This window comes from Pseudomonas hormoni (genome assembly GCF_018502625.1).
Taxonomy (GTDB): Bacteria; Pseudomonadota; Gammaproteobacteria; order Pseudomonadales; family Pseudomonadaceae; genus Aquipseudomonas; species Aquipseudomonas hormoni.
Window position 1 is genome coordinate 4,232,998 of record NZ_CP075566.1, and the last position, 14,637, is coordinate 4,247,634.

Here is a 14,637-nt window from a genome sequence, read left to right on the forward strand (position 1 = left end):
CCCGGCACTCGTATGACAAGGCCTGGCGCTGCAACCAGCCCCCGCCCTTCTCTACAGCCCCACCAAGCGATAACCCACCTGTAATTCCGTGATGAAATGCTGTGGCTGGGCTGCATCGGCCTCCAGTTTTTGCCGCAGGTGCGCCATGTGCACCCGCAGGTAGTGAGCACGATCGACGTAATCCAGCCCCCACACTTCCAGCAGTAACTGGCGATGGGTCATGACCCGGCCTTGTCCGCGAATCAGCGCGCAAAGCAGGCGATACTCGATGGGCGTCAGATGGACCGATTGGTCCTCGCGCCGGACCTCGTGCGTGGCCAGGTCCACTTCGATCATGCCGAAGGTTACCTTGCTGGTGACGGCGGCGGTGCCGTTCTGCACGTGTCGACGCAACTGGGCGCGGATTCGCGCCAGCAACTCGGGCACGCCGAAGGGTTTGACCAGGTAATCGTCGGCGCCCGTATCCAGTGCCGCCACTTTTTCCTCTTCACGATCACGCGCCGACAGCACCAGAATCGGCACCGTCATCCAGCCCCGAAGCTCACTGATCAATTGTTTTCCGTCACCGTCGGGCAAGCCCAGATCGACAATCACCAGATCCGGTTGACGGCTGGCGGCGTGGATCAGGGCGCGTTTGACGTTGTCGGCTTCGAACACCTGAAAACCTTCATCCTGCAGCGCGATACCGATGAAACGGCGGATGTTGGCCTCGTCCTCGACAATGAGGATGCGTGCACTGGTCATAGCGATTCCATGGAAGGCGGGTGCCCCGCCGGTAGAGTGATGACAAAACGAATACCCGAGGTGGCCTGGGGTTGGGCCTCGATCGTTGCGCCATGGGCCTGGACAATGCGTTTTGCCAACGCCAGCCCAAGGCCGATGCCGGCCACGGCCGATTCCTGCTGACCGCGAGTGAACGGTTCGAACAAACTCTGCGGCGTGCTGCCCTGAGGGCAACCGGGACCGGCGTCAATCACCTCCAGCACAATGCTCTGCTCCTCTTGCCGGGCCGCCACCTGCACCAGCGTTCCGGCCGGGGTGTACTTGGCGGCGTTGTCCAGCAGGTTGACCAGCACGCGTTCGATCAACAGCGCATCGACTTCCACCAACGGCAACTGCGGCGACAGTGCGGTGCGCACGACATGCCGTGCCAACGGCTCGCGCAGTTGCCGCAACGCGCTGCCGACGATTTCCTCCAGCGAGTGCCATTGCCGGTTCAGGCGCACACCGCGTTCCTGCATCCGGGCCATGTCCAACAGGTTTTCGATCAACCGCTGCATGGAGCTGGCCTGATCGCGGATACCGCTCAGCAACGGCGTCAGCGGTCCGGGCGGCGCATGGGGGCCGCCGCATCTGCCGCGCCGATAATGGTGGTCAGTGGTGTGCGCAGGTCATGAGAGATCGCGGCCAGCAGCGTATTGCGCATGCGCTCGCCCTCCATCTGCACCAGGGTGCTCTGCGCCACTTCGACAAAATGCACCCGCTCCAGTGCGATCGCCAGTTGGCTCATGCACGCTTCGAGCAAACGTTGTTCTTCAGGCTCGTTCAATCGCTCGGGTTCAGCCAGTTCGAGCACCAACACGCCGCGTACGCGCATAGGCGCTTTCAACGGCAAATAGCGGCCTTGAGCAGCCGCCAGCGTATCGGTGCCCTGACCTGCGGGTTGGCCGTGGTCGTAAACCCATTGGGCAATGCTTTCATCGATCGGGAATGCACCGGCGCCACTGGCGTGGACACTGTCTATCGCATCCGGAAGTGCCAGCCCGCCCCGCGCTTCAAACACGCCACTGAAGGTGCGCAGCGCAACCTCGGTGATCTGCTCCACCGTCAGCGCCGCCGACAGGTCGCGAGCCAGCCTCGCCAATGACGTCGCGCGCCGCTCACGGCCGGCAGCGGTGCGAGCCTCATGCCGCAAGCGGGCCGTCAGTTGACCGGTGATCAGGGCAATACCCAGCATCAGGGCGAAGGTAAAGAAATATTGGGTGTCATTGACCGTGAACGACCAGCGTGGCTGGACGAAGAAAAAATCAAAACACAGCACCGCCAGCATCGCCGCCCAGACACCCGGGCCGCGCCCGTAACGCAGGGCGACCAACACCACCGTGAGCAGAAACAGCATGACCACGTTGGCCAGATCAAAGACCTGCAACAACAAGGCGGCCACCGCCGTGGCGGCAAAACAGGCAAGGCTGGCCCACAGGTACGCTGGAACCCTGCTCGGCGGCAACGCTGCATCCGTGTTCACCGCAACCGCTACCACGACGGGCAACGGGCCATGAGCGATGACAATCTGATCGATCTCGGGGTGACGACGGCTGATACGATCACTGATCGACTGATGCCAGAATTGCCAAACCTTGCGCGGGTAATGCCCGAGCACCAGGCGGTTGGCGTTATGTTCACGGGCAAACGCCACCAGGGTCTCGGCCACGTCCATGCCGGACGGCGTGGCCGTGTCGGCACCGAACTCAGCGGCCAGCGCGAGGGTTTTCATCGCGGCGGCGTAACGGTTCGCCCCGGCTTCACGGCGCTGAACCGAAGGCACATGGACGACAATCCAGTCCGCCTCAAGCTTTTGCGCCAGACGCGCCGCCTCCCGCACCAGACGTTCATCCGAAGGGTATCCCGCTACGCCCACCAGTAAACGCTCGCGCGCGGGCCAAACCGTGTTGATGGAGCGCTCGCGGCGATAGTCGCGCATCTGTGCATCGACGCGATCGGCCGTGCGCCGCAGCGCCAGTTCGCGCAAGGCCAGCAAGTTGCCTTTGCGAAAGAAATGCCGGGACGCGCGCTCGGCCTGAGGCGGCAGGTAGACCTTGCCTTCCTTGAGACGGCGTAGCAAGTCATCGGGGGGCAGGTCGATCACCACCACTTCATGGGCATCGTCGAACAGATGATCGGGAACGGTCTCGCGCACCCGGATGCCGATGATCCCGCTGACGATATCGTTGAGACTTTCCAGGTGCTGGACATTGAGGGTGGTCCAGACGTCGATGCCGGCGCGCAGCAGTTCTTCGACATCCTGCCAGCGTTTGGGGTGACGCGAACCGGGAACGTTGCTGTGAGCCAGTTCATCCACCAGCAGCACCGCCGGACGTCGCGCCAGCGCGGCATCCAGATCGAACTCGCTGAGGGCACACTCGCGATGCATCACGTTGTAGCGCGGCAGCAGTTCCAGACCGGTGAGCAGTTCAGCGGTTTCCCGTCGGCCATGGGTTTCGACCACGCCCGCCACCAGGTCACGGCCCTGGGTCACTTCGCGTTGGGCCGCGGTGAGCATGGCACAGGTTTTCCCCACCCCGGCATTGGAGCCGAAATAGATGCGCAATTTGCCGCGCAACGCGGCCTGTTCGTCTTGTTGCAGCTTCTCCAGCAGCGCGTCGGGATCAGGGCGGCCGTCGCGTGAAGCGGTGAACGTATCAGTTACGAGCATGGCAATCCTTTTGAACGGCACGGCGCCACAGAGGGCGCCGCGCAGTCAGTCCTTTCAAACCAGGCCAAGCCCGGCCAACAGCATGTCGATCACCTTGATGCCCGCGAACGGCACCAGCACGCCACCCAGCCCATAGATCAGCAGGTTGCGATTGAGCAATGCCGCTGCGCCAATGGCTCGGTAGGTCACACCCTTCAGCGCCAGCGGGATCAGAAACACGATGATCAGGGCATTGAAGATCACCGCGCTGAGAATCGCCGAGTTCGGGCTGCTCAGGTGCATCACGTTCAGGGCGCCCAGTTGCGGATAGGTCGCGACGAATGCGGCCGGTACGATAGCAAAATACTTGGCCACATCGTTGGCCACGCTGAAAGTGGTTAACGCACCGCGCGTCATGAGCATCTGTTTGCCGACTTCAACTACCTCGATCAGCTTGGTCGGGTTGCTGTCCAGATCGACCATGTTGCCCGCTTCCTTGGCGGCCTGAGTGCCACTGTTCATGGCCACTGCCACGTCCGCCTGGGCCAGTGCTGGCGCATCGTTGGTGCCGTCGCCGGTCATCGCCACCAGCTTGCCTTGCGCCTGGTAGTCGCGGATCAGTTGCAGCTTGTCTTCCGGCCGGGCCTCGGCAAGAAAGTCGTCAACCCCGGCCTCGACGGCAATCGCCGCCGCCGTAAGGCGGTTGTCGCCGGTGATCATGACCGTCTTGATGCCCATGCGCCGCAGCTCGGCAAAACGCTCCTTGATGCCACCCTTGACTATGTCCTTGAGCTCGACCACGCCCAATGCCCTTTCACCATCGCACACGACCAGCGGCGTACTGCCCCGGCGCGAGACTTCATCGACCTTAATCTGCAATCCCGGCGGAAAGCTGCCGCCCAGCGCCTCGATGTGCTGGCGAATGGCATCTGCCGCGCCCTTGCGGATGCGCCGGCCACCGGCCAGATCGACGCCGCTCATGCGGGTTTGCGCGGTGAAATGCACGAAGCTCGCCTCCAGGGCATTGAGGTCCCGCGCCCGCAGGTCGAACTTCTGCTTGGCGAGCACCACGATACTGCGGCCTTCCGGCGTTTCGTCGGCCAGCGAGGCCAACTGCGCGGCGTCCGCCAGTTCCGACTCCTTGACGCCGGGCGCAGGCAGAAAAGCGCTGGCCTGGCGATTGCCCAAGGTAATGGTGCCGGTTTTGTCCAGCAGCAGGACATCAACGTCACCCGCCGCTTCCACGGCTCGCCCGGAGGTGGCAATGACGTTGGCCGACATCATCCGGCTCATGCCCGCTACACCAATCGCCGACAGCAGACCACCAATGGTCGTAGGGATCAGACAGACCAGCAGCGCTACCAGCACCGTTGCGCTGACCACATCGCCGCCGCTCATGGTCACCGCCAACATCGAGTACGGGCCCAGCGTCACGATCACCAGCAGAAACAGAAACGTCAGGCCCACCAGCAGAATGGTCAGCGCCACTTCGTTGGGCGTCTTCTGGCGCTTCGCGGATTCGACCATGGAAATCATGCGATCCAGAAACGACTCGCCGGGATTGACGCTGATGCGCACCACCAGCCAGTCCGACAGCACTTTTGTGCCCCCGGTGACCGATGAAAAGTCGCCGCCCGCCTCGCGAATCACCGGTGCCGACTCCCCGGTAATCGCGCTTTCATCCACTGACGCCACACCTTCGATCACCACACCATCGAGGGGCACCAGATCGCCCGCCTCGATCAACACCACAGCGTCCTTGAGCAGTTCGCTGGAAGGCACTGGCCGCCAGGCGGAACCGTGCCGGGGTTGCTGCAACAGCTTGGCCAGGGTCTGGCGCTTCATCCCGCGCAGGCTGGCCGCCTGAGCCCGACTACGCCCCTCTGCCAGGGCTTCGGCGAAGTTGGCAAACAGCACGGTGAACCACAGCCACAACGTGATACTGAGAATGAAACCACTGGGAGCTTCGCCCTCGCCCCCCAGTGATTGAAACCACAACAGTGTGGTGAGAATACTGCCCAGGTACACCACAAACATGACCGGGTTCTTCCACTGCGCCTGGGGTAGCAGTTTCTTGAAAGCATCCAGGCACGCCGTGAGCAACAACCCACGGTCGAACAAAGGCAAACGAGCTTGCTTACTCATGGTTGTTTCTCTTGTTCACTGGCCGCAAGGGATGGCTGATGCGCAGGTGTCAAAGCATCCAGCGCGAGGTTGAGTTGCAGCACATTGACCCGCGGCTCGCCGAGCAAGCCAAAGGTGCGTTGCTCCGTGTGGGCGTTCACCAGTTTCAACAGATCGACTTCCGGCAGGTGACGCAGGCGTGCGACGCGCGACGCCTGAATCTGTGCGTTGGCCACCGAGATGTGCGGGTCCAGGCCGGACGCCGACGAGGTGACCGCATCCACCGGCACCTGCGCATCGGCGGCCAGGCCGTTCTGCTGGCGGTAGCTTTCGACGCGCAGGGCTACGGCGTCGATCAACTTCTGGCTGGTTGGGCCAAGGTTGCTGGCGCCACTGGAACCTGCGTTGTACGGTTGTGCCACGCTCTTGCTTGGGTCCAGTGGGTCGGCGCCGAGGGTCATGCTCGGACGCCCCTGAAAATACTCGGGGCGAGTGAAATGCTGGCCGATGACCGCCGAACCGATCACCAACCCGTCCCGTTCAACCAGACTGCCCCGGGCCTGAAACGGGAACAGCACGTTAGCCACCAGCGTGGTGAACAACGGATACGCCAGCCCGGTCAGCAACATGAAGAACGCCGCCGAAATCAGCACCGGGCGCAACAGGCCGACAAACAGAAATTGCACCTTGGTTTGAGTGTGTACTTGAGTCATCACAGCCCCCTCACTTGTACGTCTGGCCGGCCAGCAACTGCAGTTGCTCGACCAGTGGGCCGAGCGCGAGCGCCGGCAGGAAAGTCAGGCCGCCCACCACCAACACCACGAACACCACCAGAAACATGAACAGCGGCGTGGCGGTCGGGATGGTGCCGGCACCGGCCGGGATGTTCTTTTTCATCGCCAGGGAACCCGCGACCGCGAGCATCGGCAGCATGGTGAAGAAGCGTCCGAGCAACATGGCAAGACCGATGGTGGTGTTGAAGAACGGCGTATTGGCGTTCAATCCGGCGAACGCCGAACCGTTGTTGGCAGTGCCCGAGGTGTAGGCATACAGCACCTCGCTGAAGCCATGAGGCCCCTGGTTGTTAAGGCTATTGAGGGTGTCGGGCCAGAGTGCCGCCAGGGCGGTGAAGCCAAGAATGCAGATGGGGTGCGCCAGCACCGAGAGCATGACCAGCTTGATCTCCCGTGCCTCGATCTTCTTGCCGAGGAATTCCGGACTGCGACCGATCATCATGCCCACCAGAAACACCGTCAGCAGCGCGTACTGGATCAGGTTGATAAAGCCCACGCCGTCGCCACCGAACACGCAATTGAGCATCATCTGCGCCAGCGGTACGAAGCCGCCCATGGGCGTCAGCGAGTCATGCATGGCGTTCACCGAGCCGGTGGTTGCGCCGGTGGTGGTGGTCACGAACAGGCTGGTGTCGGCAATCCCGAAGCGCAACTCCTTGCCTTCCATGTTGCCGCCACTCTGGGTGGCCGACAGCACCTGATCCGCGCCCACTCGGGTCAACAGCGGGTTGCCACTTTGTTCGGCGGTGTAAACGATGCTCAGAAAGCCGACGAACATCACCAGGAACGTACCAAAGAACACCCAGCCCTGACGCCGGCGCATCAGCATGCTGCCGAAGGTGTACGTCAGCGCCGACGGGATCAGCAGCATGCTGAGGATATGCAGCATGTTCGTCAGCGGGGTCGGGTTCTCGAACGGGTGCGCGGCGTTCATGCTGAAGAAACCGCCGCCGTTGGTGCCGATGTGCTTGATTGACTCGAAACTCGCCACCGCGCCGACGATCAATTGCTGCTGCGCGCCTTCCAGCGTGGAGGCAAGGGCCTGGGAGTTGAGGGTTTGTGGCATGCCTTGCCAGACATAAACCAGCGCCATGCCAAAACACAGTGGCAGCATCACTCGGTACAGGGTGCGAGTGAAGTCCACCCAGTAGTTTCCGATGTCAGCGGAGTTCGACCGACTGAGACCGCGAATGAATCCCGCGGCGGCCACAACGCCCGCTGTTGCGCCGACGAACATCAGGAAGGTGATGACCGCCATCTGGCTGAAATTGGACAGGCTGGTTTCACCTGAATAAGCCTGCCAGTTGGTGTTGGTGATAAAAGACGCAGCGGTATTGAACGCCAGATCCGGTGTTTGCGCGCTCAGCCCCAAGGGGTTGAGCGGCATGAAACCTTGCAGGCGCAACACGATGTAGCCCAGCAACATCATTGCCGCGTTCGACAGCAACAGGGCCGAGCCGTAGCGCGCCCAGCCCATGGTTTCGGTCGAATCGATCCCCAGCAAACGATATGTGGCACGCTCCGCCAAGGCATGGTTTCGCCCTGTAAATACCAGCGTCAGCCACTTCCCCATCAGAACGGCAAGTCCGGTCATCAAGCCGAGAATCACCGCAAATTCCAGCATAGTGCTCAACATGTCGATGCTCCGTTCAAATCTTGCCCATGGCGACGATGACCATGGCTGTCGCAGCAAAAAACACCACGCTAACCCCCATGAAAATCAGGTCGTACATTGCCGGTTTCCTTTCTCAAGACCGCCGTGGCGGACGAATAAAAACGCCTGTGCCGCAATGACTGCGGCCATCAGAACTTCTCTGCACGGATAAGGGCGTAACCCAGGTAGGCAAACAACAGGGCGGCGCACAGGCCGCTGGCGATGTAAATGAACTCGAGTGTTAACAAGACTGCTCCCCCTGACCAAACGAAAGGGCACCCGCAATCGGGTCCCGGCAGAGCGCGTCAGCGCAAAAAACGCACTGAACTCGCGCTCTGATCTGCGCTGTGCAGGTTAAGTGAGGGGGTATCAAGGACAGACACTGATTGGGGGCAGCGGTATTAAGACGGCATATAGATCGAGCGAAACGGACGGTGTGCGGGGGGTGATGCGAGGAGTCAACGACAGTCACGAACGGGCACGGTGAAGTGCCCGTCCGGAGCTTGGGTCAATCCGGTTTGAGCGGCAGCCAGATCTCCAGCACGCCGGTGTTGAGCTTCGGGTTGAAGTCTTCGCTGTAGCGTTCGAATTCCGGGGCGTCCGCCGCCTCTTTACCGGACTGTGGCAACCAGGTTTTCCAGATGTACTGGAAGGTCGCGGGCAACTGTTCCAGAGTGCCTTTGTGCTCGAACACCGCGTAATGTTGGGGTTGAACCTCGATCCAGCGGTACTTCTCGGGCAGGTCATCGAGTTTGTCGATCTCGACGCCAGCGATGTATTCGAAGCCGCCCTTGCCATCCGGATTGCAGCAGATACCGTAGGTCACTTCGCTTTTTTGACCGGGAATATTGCCAATCTCGGGAATGAATTTCTCCCAAAGGTCGGGAATCAACTGGGTTGTGTCTGCGGTAAATCGACCACCAAGCCCCGCAATGAGCAGAAAGTGCCCGTGTTCAAAACGTGGCTCGGCCGGTTTTACGCCTGATTGCTCATCCATGACTCGACTCCTGGATCAAAAAAGTGGGTTCGGCTGGGAGTATAGAAGCCAAACCCGATTCACCCAATTACAGTGCATGCAACGCCTCGACGGCGCCCGCGCCTACAAACTCATTATAGCCCGATAGGATCACGTAGACCGCGAAATAGCAGAAGATCGCCGCCGATGCCATGTAGGAGTAACGCAGCAGTTTGTCGCCGAGCAACTTGCCGCCATGGCTCGCCGCGAAGCACAGACCTACGCACCAGAGCACACCGGCGCAGAGAAAACCGCCAAGAAACAGCGCCGAACTGAGGGCACCACCGCCACCGGAACGCGCGATCAATGTGCCGCCCACCGCGGCAAACCAGAGAATGGCGCTGGGAGACGACATCGCGAGGAAAATACCGCGGAAAAATTCTTTGCGGTGCGAGTTGTGCCCGACCTCAGCGGTCTCAGCCAGCAGCGCCTCATGGTGAATCGCCGAATAGATCATCTTCGCCGCGAAGTACACCAGCAACGCCGAACCGCCGATCCACAGCACCCAGCGCACGGTTTCGTATTGCAGCAAAACGGTCATGCCGGCCAGCGCCAGCACCGCGTAAATCAGGTCGCCGACGCAGGTCCCCAACCCCAGCGCAAAGCCTTGAAAATAGCCGCGCTGCATGGCCAGGGTGATCATCGCGATATTGGCCACGCCGATGTCCAGGCACAGAGAAAGGCTCAGCAAGAAGCCGCTGCTAAATTCCATCAACCGTTTTCCTTCGGAAAAATTTGTTTACACACTCGCTGGACAGTTTGCCATGCCGCCCCTTATCTTCCGCAACAGGTCACCGCAGTGACCAGCGTCGCTCGGACGGTTCCGGGCGCTCACGTTATCCGAGGCAACAATGGCTAACCCAGGTTCGCCGCGCCGCTTTGCGCGCATAGATCGACTCCCCCCTTACGTTTTCAACATCACTGCCGAGCTGAAGATGGCCGCCCGTCGTCGTGGCGAAGACATCATCGACTTCAGCATGGGCAACCCCGACGGCCCGACGCCGCCGCACATTGTCGAAAAACTCGTTACTGTCGCCCAGCGCGAAGACACCCACGGTTACTCCACGTCCAAGGGTATTCCACGCCTGCGCCGGGCGATTTCGAACTGGTACAAGGAACGCTACGAGGTCGATATCGACCCGGAAAGCGAAGCCATCGTGACCATCGGTTCCAAGGAAGGCCTGGCGCATTTGATGCTGGCCACCCTGGACCAGGGCGACACTGTGCTGGTGCCGAACCCGAGCTACCCGATTCACATTTACGGTGCCGTGATTGCCGGCGCCCAGGTGCGTTCGGTGCCGCTGATTCCGGGTGTGGACTTCTTCGCCGAGCTGGAACGGGCGATTCGCGGTTCCATCCCGAAACCGAAAATGATGATCCTCGGCTTCCCGTCCAACCCGACCGCGCAGTGCGTAGAACTGGATTTCTTTGAGCGGGTGATCGCCCTCGCCAAACAGTACGACGTGCTGGTGGTGCACGACCTGGCCTACGCCGACATCGTCTACGACGGCTGGAAAGCTCCGTCGATCATGCAAGTGCCGGGCGCCAAGGACATCGCGGTGGAGTTTTTCACCCTGTCCAAAAGCTACAACATGGCGGGTTGGCGCATTGGCTTCATGGTCGGCAACCCGGAACTGGTCAACGCCCTGGCGCGGATCAAGAGTTATCACGACTACGGCACTTTTACCCCGCTGCAGGTGGCGGCGATTGCGGCGCTGGAAGGCGATCAGCAGTGCGTCAAGGACATCGCCGAGCAGTACCGGCAGCGACGCAATGTGCTGGTCAAAGGCCTGCATGAACTGGGCTGGATGGTGGAAAACCCGAAAGCGTCGATGTACGTCTGGGCGAAGATTCCCGAGGCCTATGCGCACCTGGGTTCGCTGGAGTTCGCCAAGAAACTGCTGGCCGAAGCCAAGGTGTGCGTGTCACCGGGCGTGGGGTTTGGTGAATATGGGGATGATCATGTGCGCTTCGCGCTGATCGAAAACCAGGACCGGATTCGTCAGGCCGTGCGCGGGATTCGCGGGATGTTCAGGGCGGATGGGCTGGTCGCAAAAACCAACGCCTGACCACATTTTGTGGAAACAACATTACGGTGGCGAGGGAGCTTGCTCCCGCTGGGTCGCGAAGCGGCCCCAAAAGCATTCACCGCATTGCTCCAGATAGATTACGGTTGGCTGGTTTACGACTAATTCGCAGCCGAGCGGGAGCAAGCTCCCTCGCCACATAGAGCCCGCTCAGGTTTGAGTCAGGATTCATCCACAAAAAAACCGCATCGCTGCGGTTTTTTTGTATCTGCCAATCGGCTTAAACGAACAACGACAGCAGCAGGATAAAGCCCAGGCCCACCACGGACAGGATGGTTTCCATCGCCGTCCAGGTCTTGAAGGTTTCCGCCACAGTCATGTTGAAGTACTGCTTCACCAGCCAGAAACCGGCGTCGTTGACGTGAGACAGAATCAACGAACCGGCACCGGTGGCCAGCACCAGCAGCTCACGGTTCACACCCGGCATCATCCCCACCACCGGCACCACAATGCCTGCGCCGGTAATGGTCGCCACGGTCGCCGAACCGGTCGCGATACGGATCACTGCCGCCACCAGCCACGCCAGAAGGATTGGCGAGATCTGCGCGGCCACCGCCATGTTGCCGATGACATTACCAACGCCGCTGGTTACCAGCATTTGCTTGAAGCCACCGCCGGCGCCAATGATCAGGATGATCGCGGCGGTCGGCGCGAGGCTCGCGTCCAGCCATTTGAGCATCTGGTTGGAGCCAATGCCTTGCTTGTAGCCGAAGGTATACAGCGACAGCAACAACGCCAGCAGCAGTGCCGAGATCGGGTGACCGATCAGGTCCATGAAGGTACGGAAGAAATTACCGTCCGGCAGCACCACATCGGCGAAGGTCTTGAGCAACATCAGGAACACCGGCGACAGCACGGTGATCAGGGTGATGGCGAAGCTCGGGAGATCGGCAGAATCGTTCTCGCGCGCCAGTTGATCCACCAGTTCCTGGTTAGGATGGCCGGGAATGTACTTGGCAATGAAGGTGCCGTAGATCGGGCCGGCGATGATGGCCGTCGGCAGCGCAACGATCAGGCCGTAGAGAATGGTTTTACCGATGTCGGCACCGAACACGCCGATGGCCAGCAACGGACCCGGGTGCGGCGGAACGAGCCCGTGCACGGCGGACAGGCCGGCCAGCAGCGGGATACCGATCTTGATGATCGACACGCCGGTACGCCGGGCGACGATGAACACCAGCGGGATCAGCAGCACGAAGCCGATTTCGAAGAACAGCGGAATGCCGACCAGGAACGCGGCGAACATCATCGCCCACTGCACCTTGTCCTTGCCGAACGCGCGAATCAGGGTCTGGGCAATCTGATCCGCCCCGCCCGACTCGGCCATCATTTTGCCGAGCATCGTGCCCAGCGCGAGGATGATCCCGACGAAACCGAGCACCCCACCGAAGCCGTCCTGGAACGCCTTGATAATGGTGCCGATCGGCATGCCGGAGGTCAGCCCGAGAAAGGCTGCGGCGATGATCAGGGCAATGAACGGGTGGAACTTGAACTTGGTGATCAGGACGATAAGCCCGATCACCGTGACCACTGCATCGAGCAGCAGGAACGTCTCGTGGGACATGCCAAACATTAGGGGTGTCTCCTGGTTGTTGTTGTTATTAAAGCGGGTAATTCGAAAGCCATAAGGACAGCGCTATCTCTTCGAGCAAAATTAACCGGCGCGTTTCAAGCCGTGTTCCAGCCACCAGGCATGCGCCTGTTTCGCCAATTGGTCGACGCTGTGATTCGACGCGTCGAGGGCCAGCGTCAGCGGTTCGCCAACGGGGGATTCAAGGGTGGCGAACTGGCTGTCGATCAACGTCGACGGCATGAAGTGGCCCGGCCGATGGGAGACACGATCGGCAGCCACTTCAGGCGTGAGTTCAAGGAACACGAAGCCCAGGCCCGGCAAGGCGCTGCGCAGACGTTCGCGGTAAATATGTTTGAGGGCCGAGCAGGTCAGCACCGGGCGTTCGCCCGTGGCGTCGACGCGGCGCAGTTCATCGCACAGGCTGTCGAGCCAGCCGGCACGGTCGTCGTCGTTCAGGGGAATGCCTGCGCTCATCTTTTCGATATTGGCGGCAGGGTGAAAAGTATCGCCTTCAATGGCAGTCGCGCCGCTGAGCTCGCACAGGGCTTCACTGACGCACGTCTTGCCGCAACCGGCAACGCCCATGATGACCAGGGCGGTGATGGGATGATTCATGTAACACCTCAGCGCGCAGACAGCGCTACCTTTGAAAGCTATGACACTCGTTCAAAAGCAGAAGTTGCCGACGCCTTCTTGTCATTTTTGTGGGTTGCAGCGTGTTCGTTCCCAACGCCGAAAAGCGAGGTTCAGGCAAAACTCGCTTACGCATTTGCAGCTGCTTCGGGACAGCGCTACCTTAGTGCCTTGAATTTTGTTTGGCAAGCCGCCCGATGACCTCCCCTAAAAACGATAAAAATACTCGAACCACTGGCCGTCCAACTCTGAATGAAGTCGCCCGACTGGCCGGCGTCAGCCCGATTACCGCCTCCCGCGCCTTGCGTGGCGTGAGCACGGTGGCCACCGAACTGGTGGAAAAAGTCCAGAAAGCGGCGCTTGAGCTCAACTACGTGGTCAACCCCGCCGCCCGCGCGTTAGCCTCGGCCCAGAGCCATTCCGTCGTTGTTTTGGTGCCGTCGCTGTCCAACTTACTGTTCATCGACACGCTGGAAGCCATTCATCAGGTTTTGCGTCCCAAGGGCTTCGAAGTGCTGATCGGCAACTTCCATTATTCGCGTGATGAAGAAGAAAACCTGCTGCGTAATTACATGGCCTACCAACCCCGCGGCCTGCTGTTGACCGGGTTCGATCGCACCGAAAGCTCGCGGCGGATGATCGAGGCGAGCAACATTCCCTGCGTGTACATGATGGAACTGGACAGTGCGGCGGGCCTCAATTGCGTAGGTTTCTCGCAGCTCGCCGCCGGCGAAACGGCGGCGGAGCATTTGCTGTCACGCGGTCGCCAACGCCTGGCCTACATCGGCGCGCAACTGGATCAGCGCACGTTGCTGCGCGGCGAAGGGTTCCGCAAAGCCCTGCAAAAGGCCGGTCGGTATGACCCGGACCTGGAAGTGCTGACCCCGCGCGCCTCCTCCGTCGGTCTGGGTGGCGAGCTGTTCCTGCAACTGATTGCCAGTCACCCCGATGTCGATGCGATCTTCTTCGGCAACGACGACCTGGCGCAGGGCGCTTTGCTGGAGGCGATGCGCTGCGGGGTCAAAATCCCCGAACAAGTGGCGATCCTCGGCTTCAACGACCTGCCCGCCTCGGCCCACATGGTCCCGCGCCTGAGCAGCATCAGCACCCCACGCGAGGCCATCGGCCGACGTGCCGCAGAGCAGATGCTGACCTTGATGGCGGGCAACACGGTGGCGAAACCGGTGCAGGACATGGGGTTTGAGTTGAAGGTGCGCGAGAGTACGTAGTTCAGGACTGATCGTTGCCACGCTCGGAGGACTGAACGGGAACGATCAGTTACACCTTTTATCCTCCCCCCATGCGCGCCGCGTGCAAAATCCGCCCTCTCCATTCCCGGCGGAAT

Annotated in this window: 11 protein-coding genes and 1 pseudogene; 2 read left to right on the top strand and 10 right to left on the bottom strand. The window is 60.9% G+C overall.

Annotated features, from left to right (window positions below; translation table 11 throughout):
• Nucleotides 1-51: 51 nt before the first annotated feature.
• The 8 genes and pseudogenes from KJF94_RS19745 to KJF94_RS19780 form a co-directional block, all read right to left on the bottom strand.
• Nucleotides 52-744 carry a response regulator gene (locus KJF94_RS19745; protein WP_214378073.1) on the bottom strand — a complete coding sequence of 231 codons (693 nt, stop codon included), beginning with the start codon at nt 742-744 and terminating at the stop codon, nt 52-54.
• Nucleotides 741-3,433, bottom strand: a pseudogene (locus tag KJF94_RS19750) (DUF4118 domain-containing protein). Before KJF94_RS19750 ends, KJF94_RS19745 begins: the two are co-directional and overlap by 4 nt.
• Nucleotides 3,434-3,487: 54 nt before the next feature.
• On the bottom strand, nt 3,488-5,557 hold the full coding sequence (gene kdpB, locus KJF94_RS19755; protein ID WP_214378075.1) for a potassium-transporting ATPase subunit KdpB: 2,070 nt from the start codon (nt 5,555-5,557) through the stop codon (nt 3,488-3,490).
• Entirely contained in the window at nt 5,554-6,249 is a 696-nt protein-coding gene (gene kdpC, locus KJF94_RS19760) for a K(+)-transporting ATPase subunit C (protein WP_214378077.1), read from the bottom strand. Before kdpC ends, kdpB begins: the two co-directional genes overlap by 4 nt.
• 10 nt (nt 6,250-6,259) lie before the next feature.
• Nucleotides 6,260-7,966: a potassium-transporting ATPase subunit KdpA gene (kdpA, locus tag KJF94_RS19765; RefSeq protein WP_214378079.1), complete on the bottom strand. Its 1,707-nt coding sequence runs from the start codon at nt 7,964-7,966 to the stop codon at nt 6,260-6,262.
• Nucleotides 7,967-8,133: 167 nt separating this feature from the next.
• Nucleotides 8,134-8,232 (bottom strand): K(+)-transporting ATPase subunit F, encoded by a 99-nt coding sequence (gene kdpF / locus KJF94_RS19770; protein WP_095130908.1) that lies wholly within the window; start codon nt 8,230-8,232, stop codon nt 8,134-8,136.
• Nucleotides 8,233-8,492: 260 nt separating this feature from the next.
• Nucleotides 8,493-8,981 (bottom strand): GyrI-like domain-containing protein, encoded by a 489-nt coding sequence (locus KJF94_RS19775; RefSeq protein ID WP_214378081.1) that lies wholly within the window; start codon nt 8,979-8,981, stop codon nt 8,493-8,495.
• Nucleotides 8,982-9,048: 67 nt separating this feature from the next.
• Nucleotides 9,049-9,711: a LysE family translocator gene (locus KJF94_RS19780; protein ID WP_214378083.1), complete on the bottom strand. Its 663-nt coding sequence runs from the start codon at nt 9,709-9,711 to the stop codon at nt 9,049-9,051.
• A 139-nt stretch (nt 9,712-9,850) separates the two neighbouring features.
• Here KJF94_RS19780 and alaC point away from each other — a divergent pair, with 139 nt between their 5' ends.
• Nucleotides 9,851-11,068: an alanine transaminase gene (gene alaC / locus KJF94_RS19785; protein ID WP_214378085.1), complete on the top strand. Its 1,218-nt coding sequence runs from the start codon at nt 9,851-9,853 to the stop codon at nt 11,066-11,068.
• Between the two features lie 238 nt (nt 11,069-11,306).
• On the opposite strand, the gene KJF94_RS19790 is transcribed toward alaC, so the two are convergent.
• Together KJF94_RS19790 and KJF94_RS19795 are read right to left on the bottom strand one after the other, a co-directional pair.
• Nucleotides 11,307-12,659, bottom strand: coding sequence for a GntP family permease (locus KJF94_RS19790; protein WP_214378087.1), 1,353 nt, complete (start codon nt 12,657-12,659; stop codon nt 11,307-11,309).
• Between the two features lie 81 nt (nt 12,660-12,740).
• Nucleotides 12,741-13,274, bottom strand: coding sequence for a gluconokinase (locus KJF94_RS19795; protein WP_214378089.1), 534 nt, complete (start codon nt 13,272-13,274; stop codon nt 12,741-12,743).
• Nucleotides 13,275-13,489: 215 nt separating this feature from the next.
• Here KJF94_RS19795 and gntR point away from each other — a divergent pair, with 215 nt between their 5' ends.
• Nucleotides 13,490-14,521, top strand: coding sequence for an HTH-type transcriptional regulator GntR (gntR, locus tag KJF94_RS19800; RefSeq protein WP_214378091.1), 1,032 nt, complete (start codon nt 13,490-13,492; stop codon nt 14,519-14,521).
• The last annotated feature ends 116 nt before the right edge of the window (nt 14,522-14,637 follow it).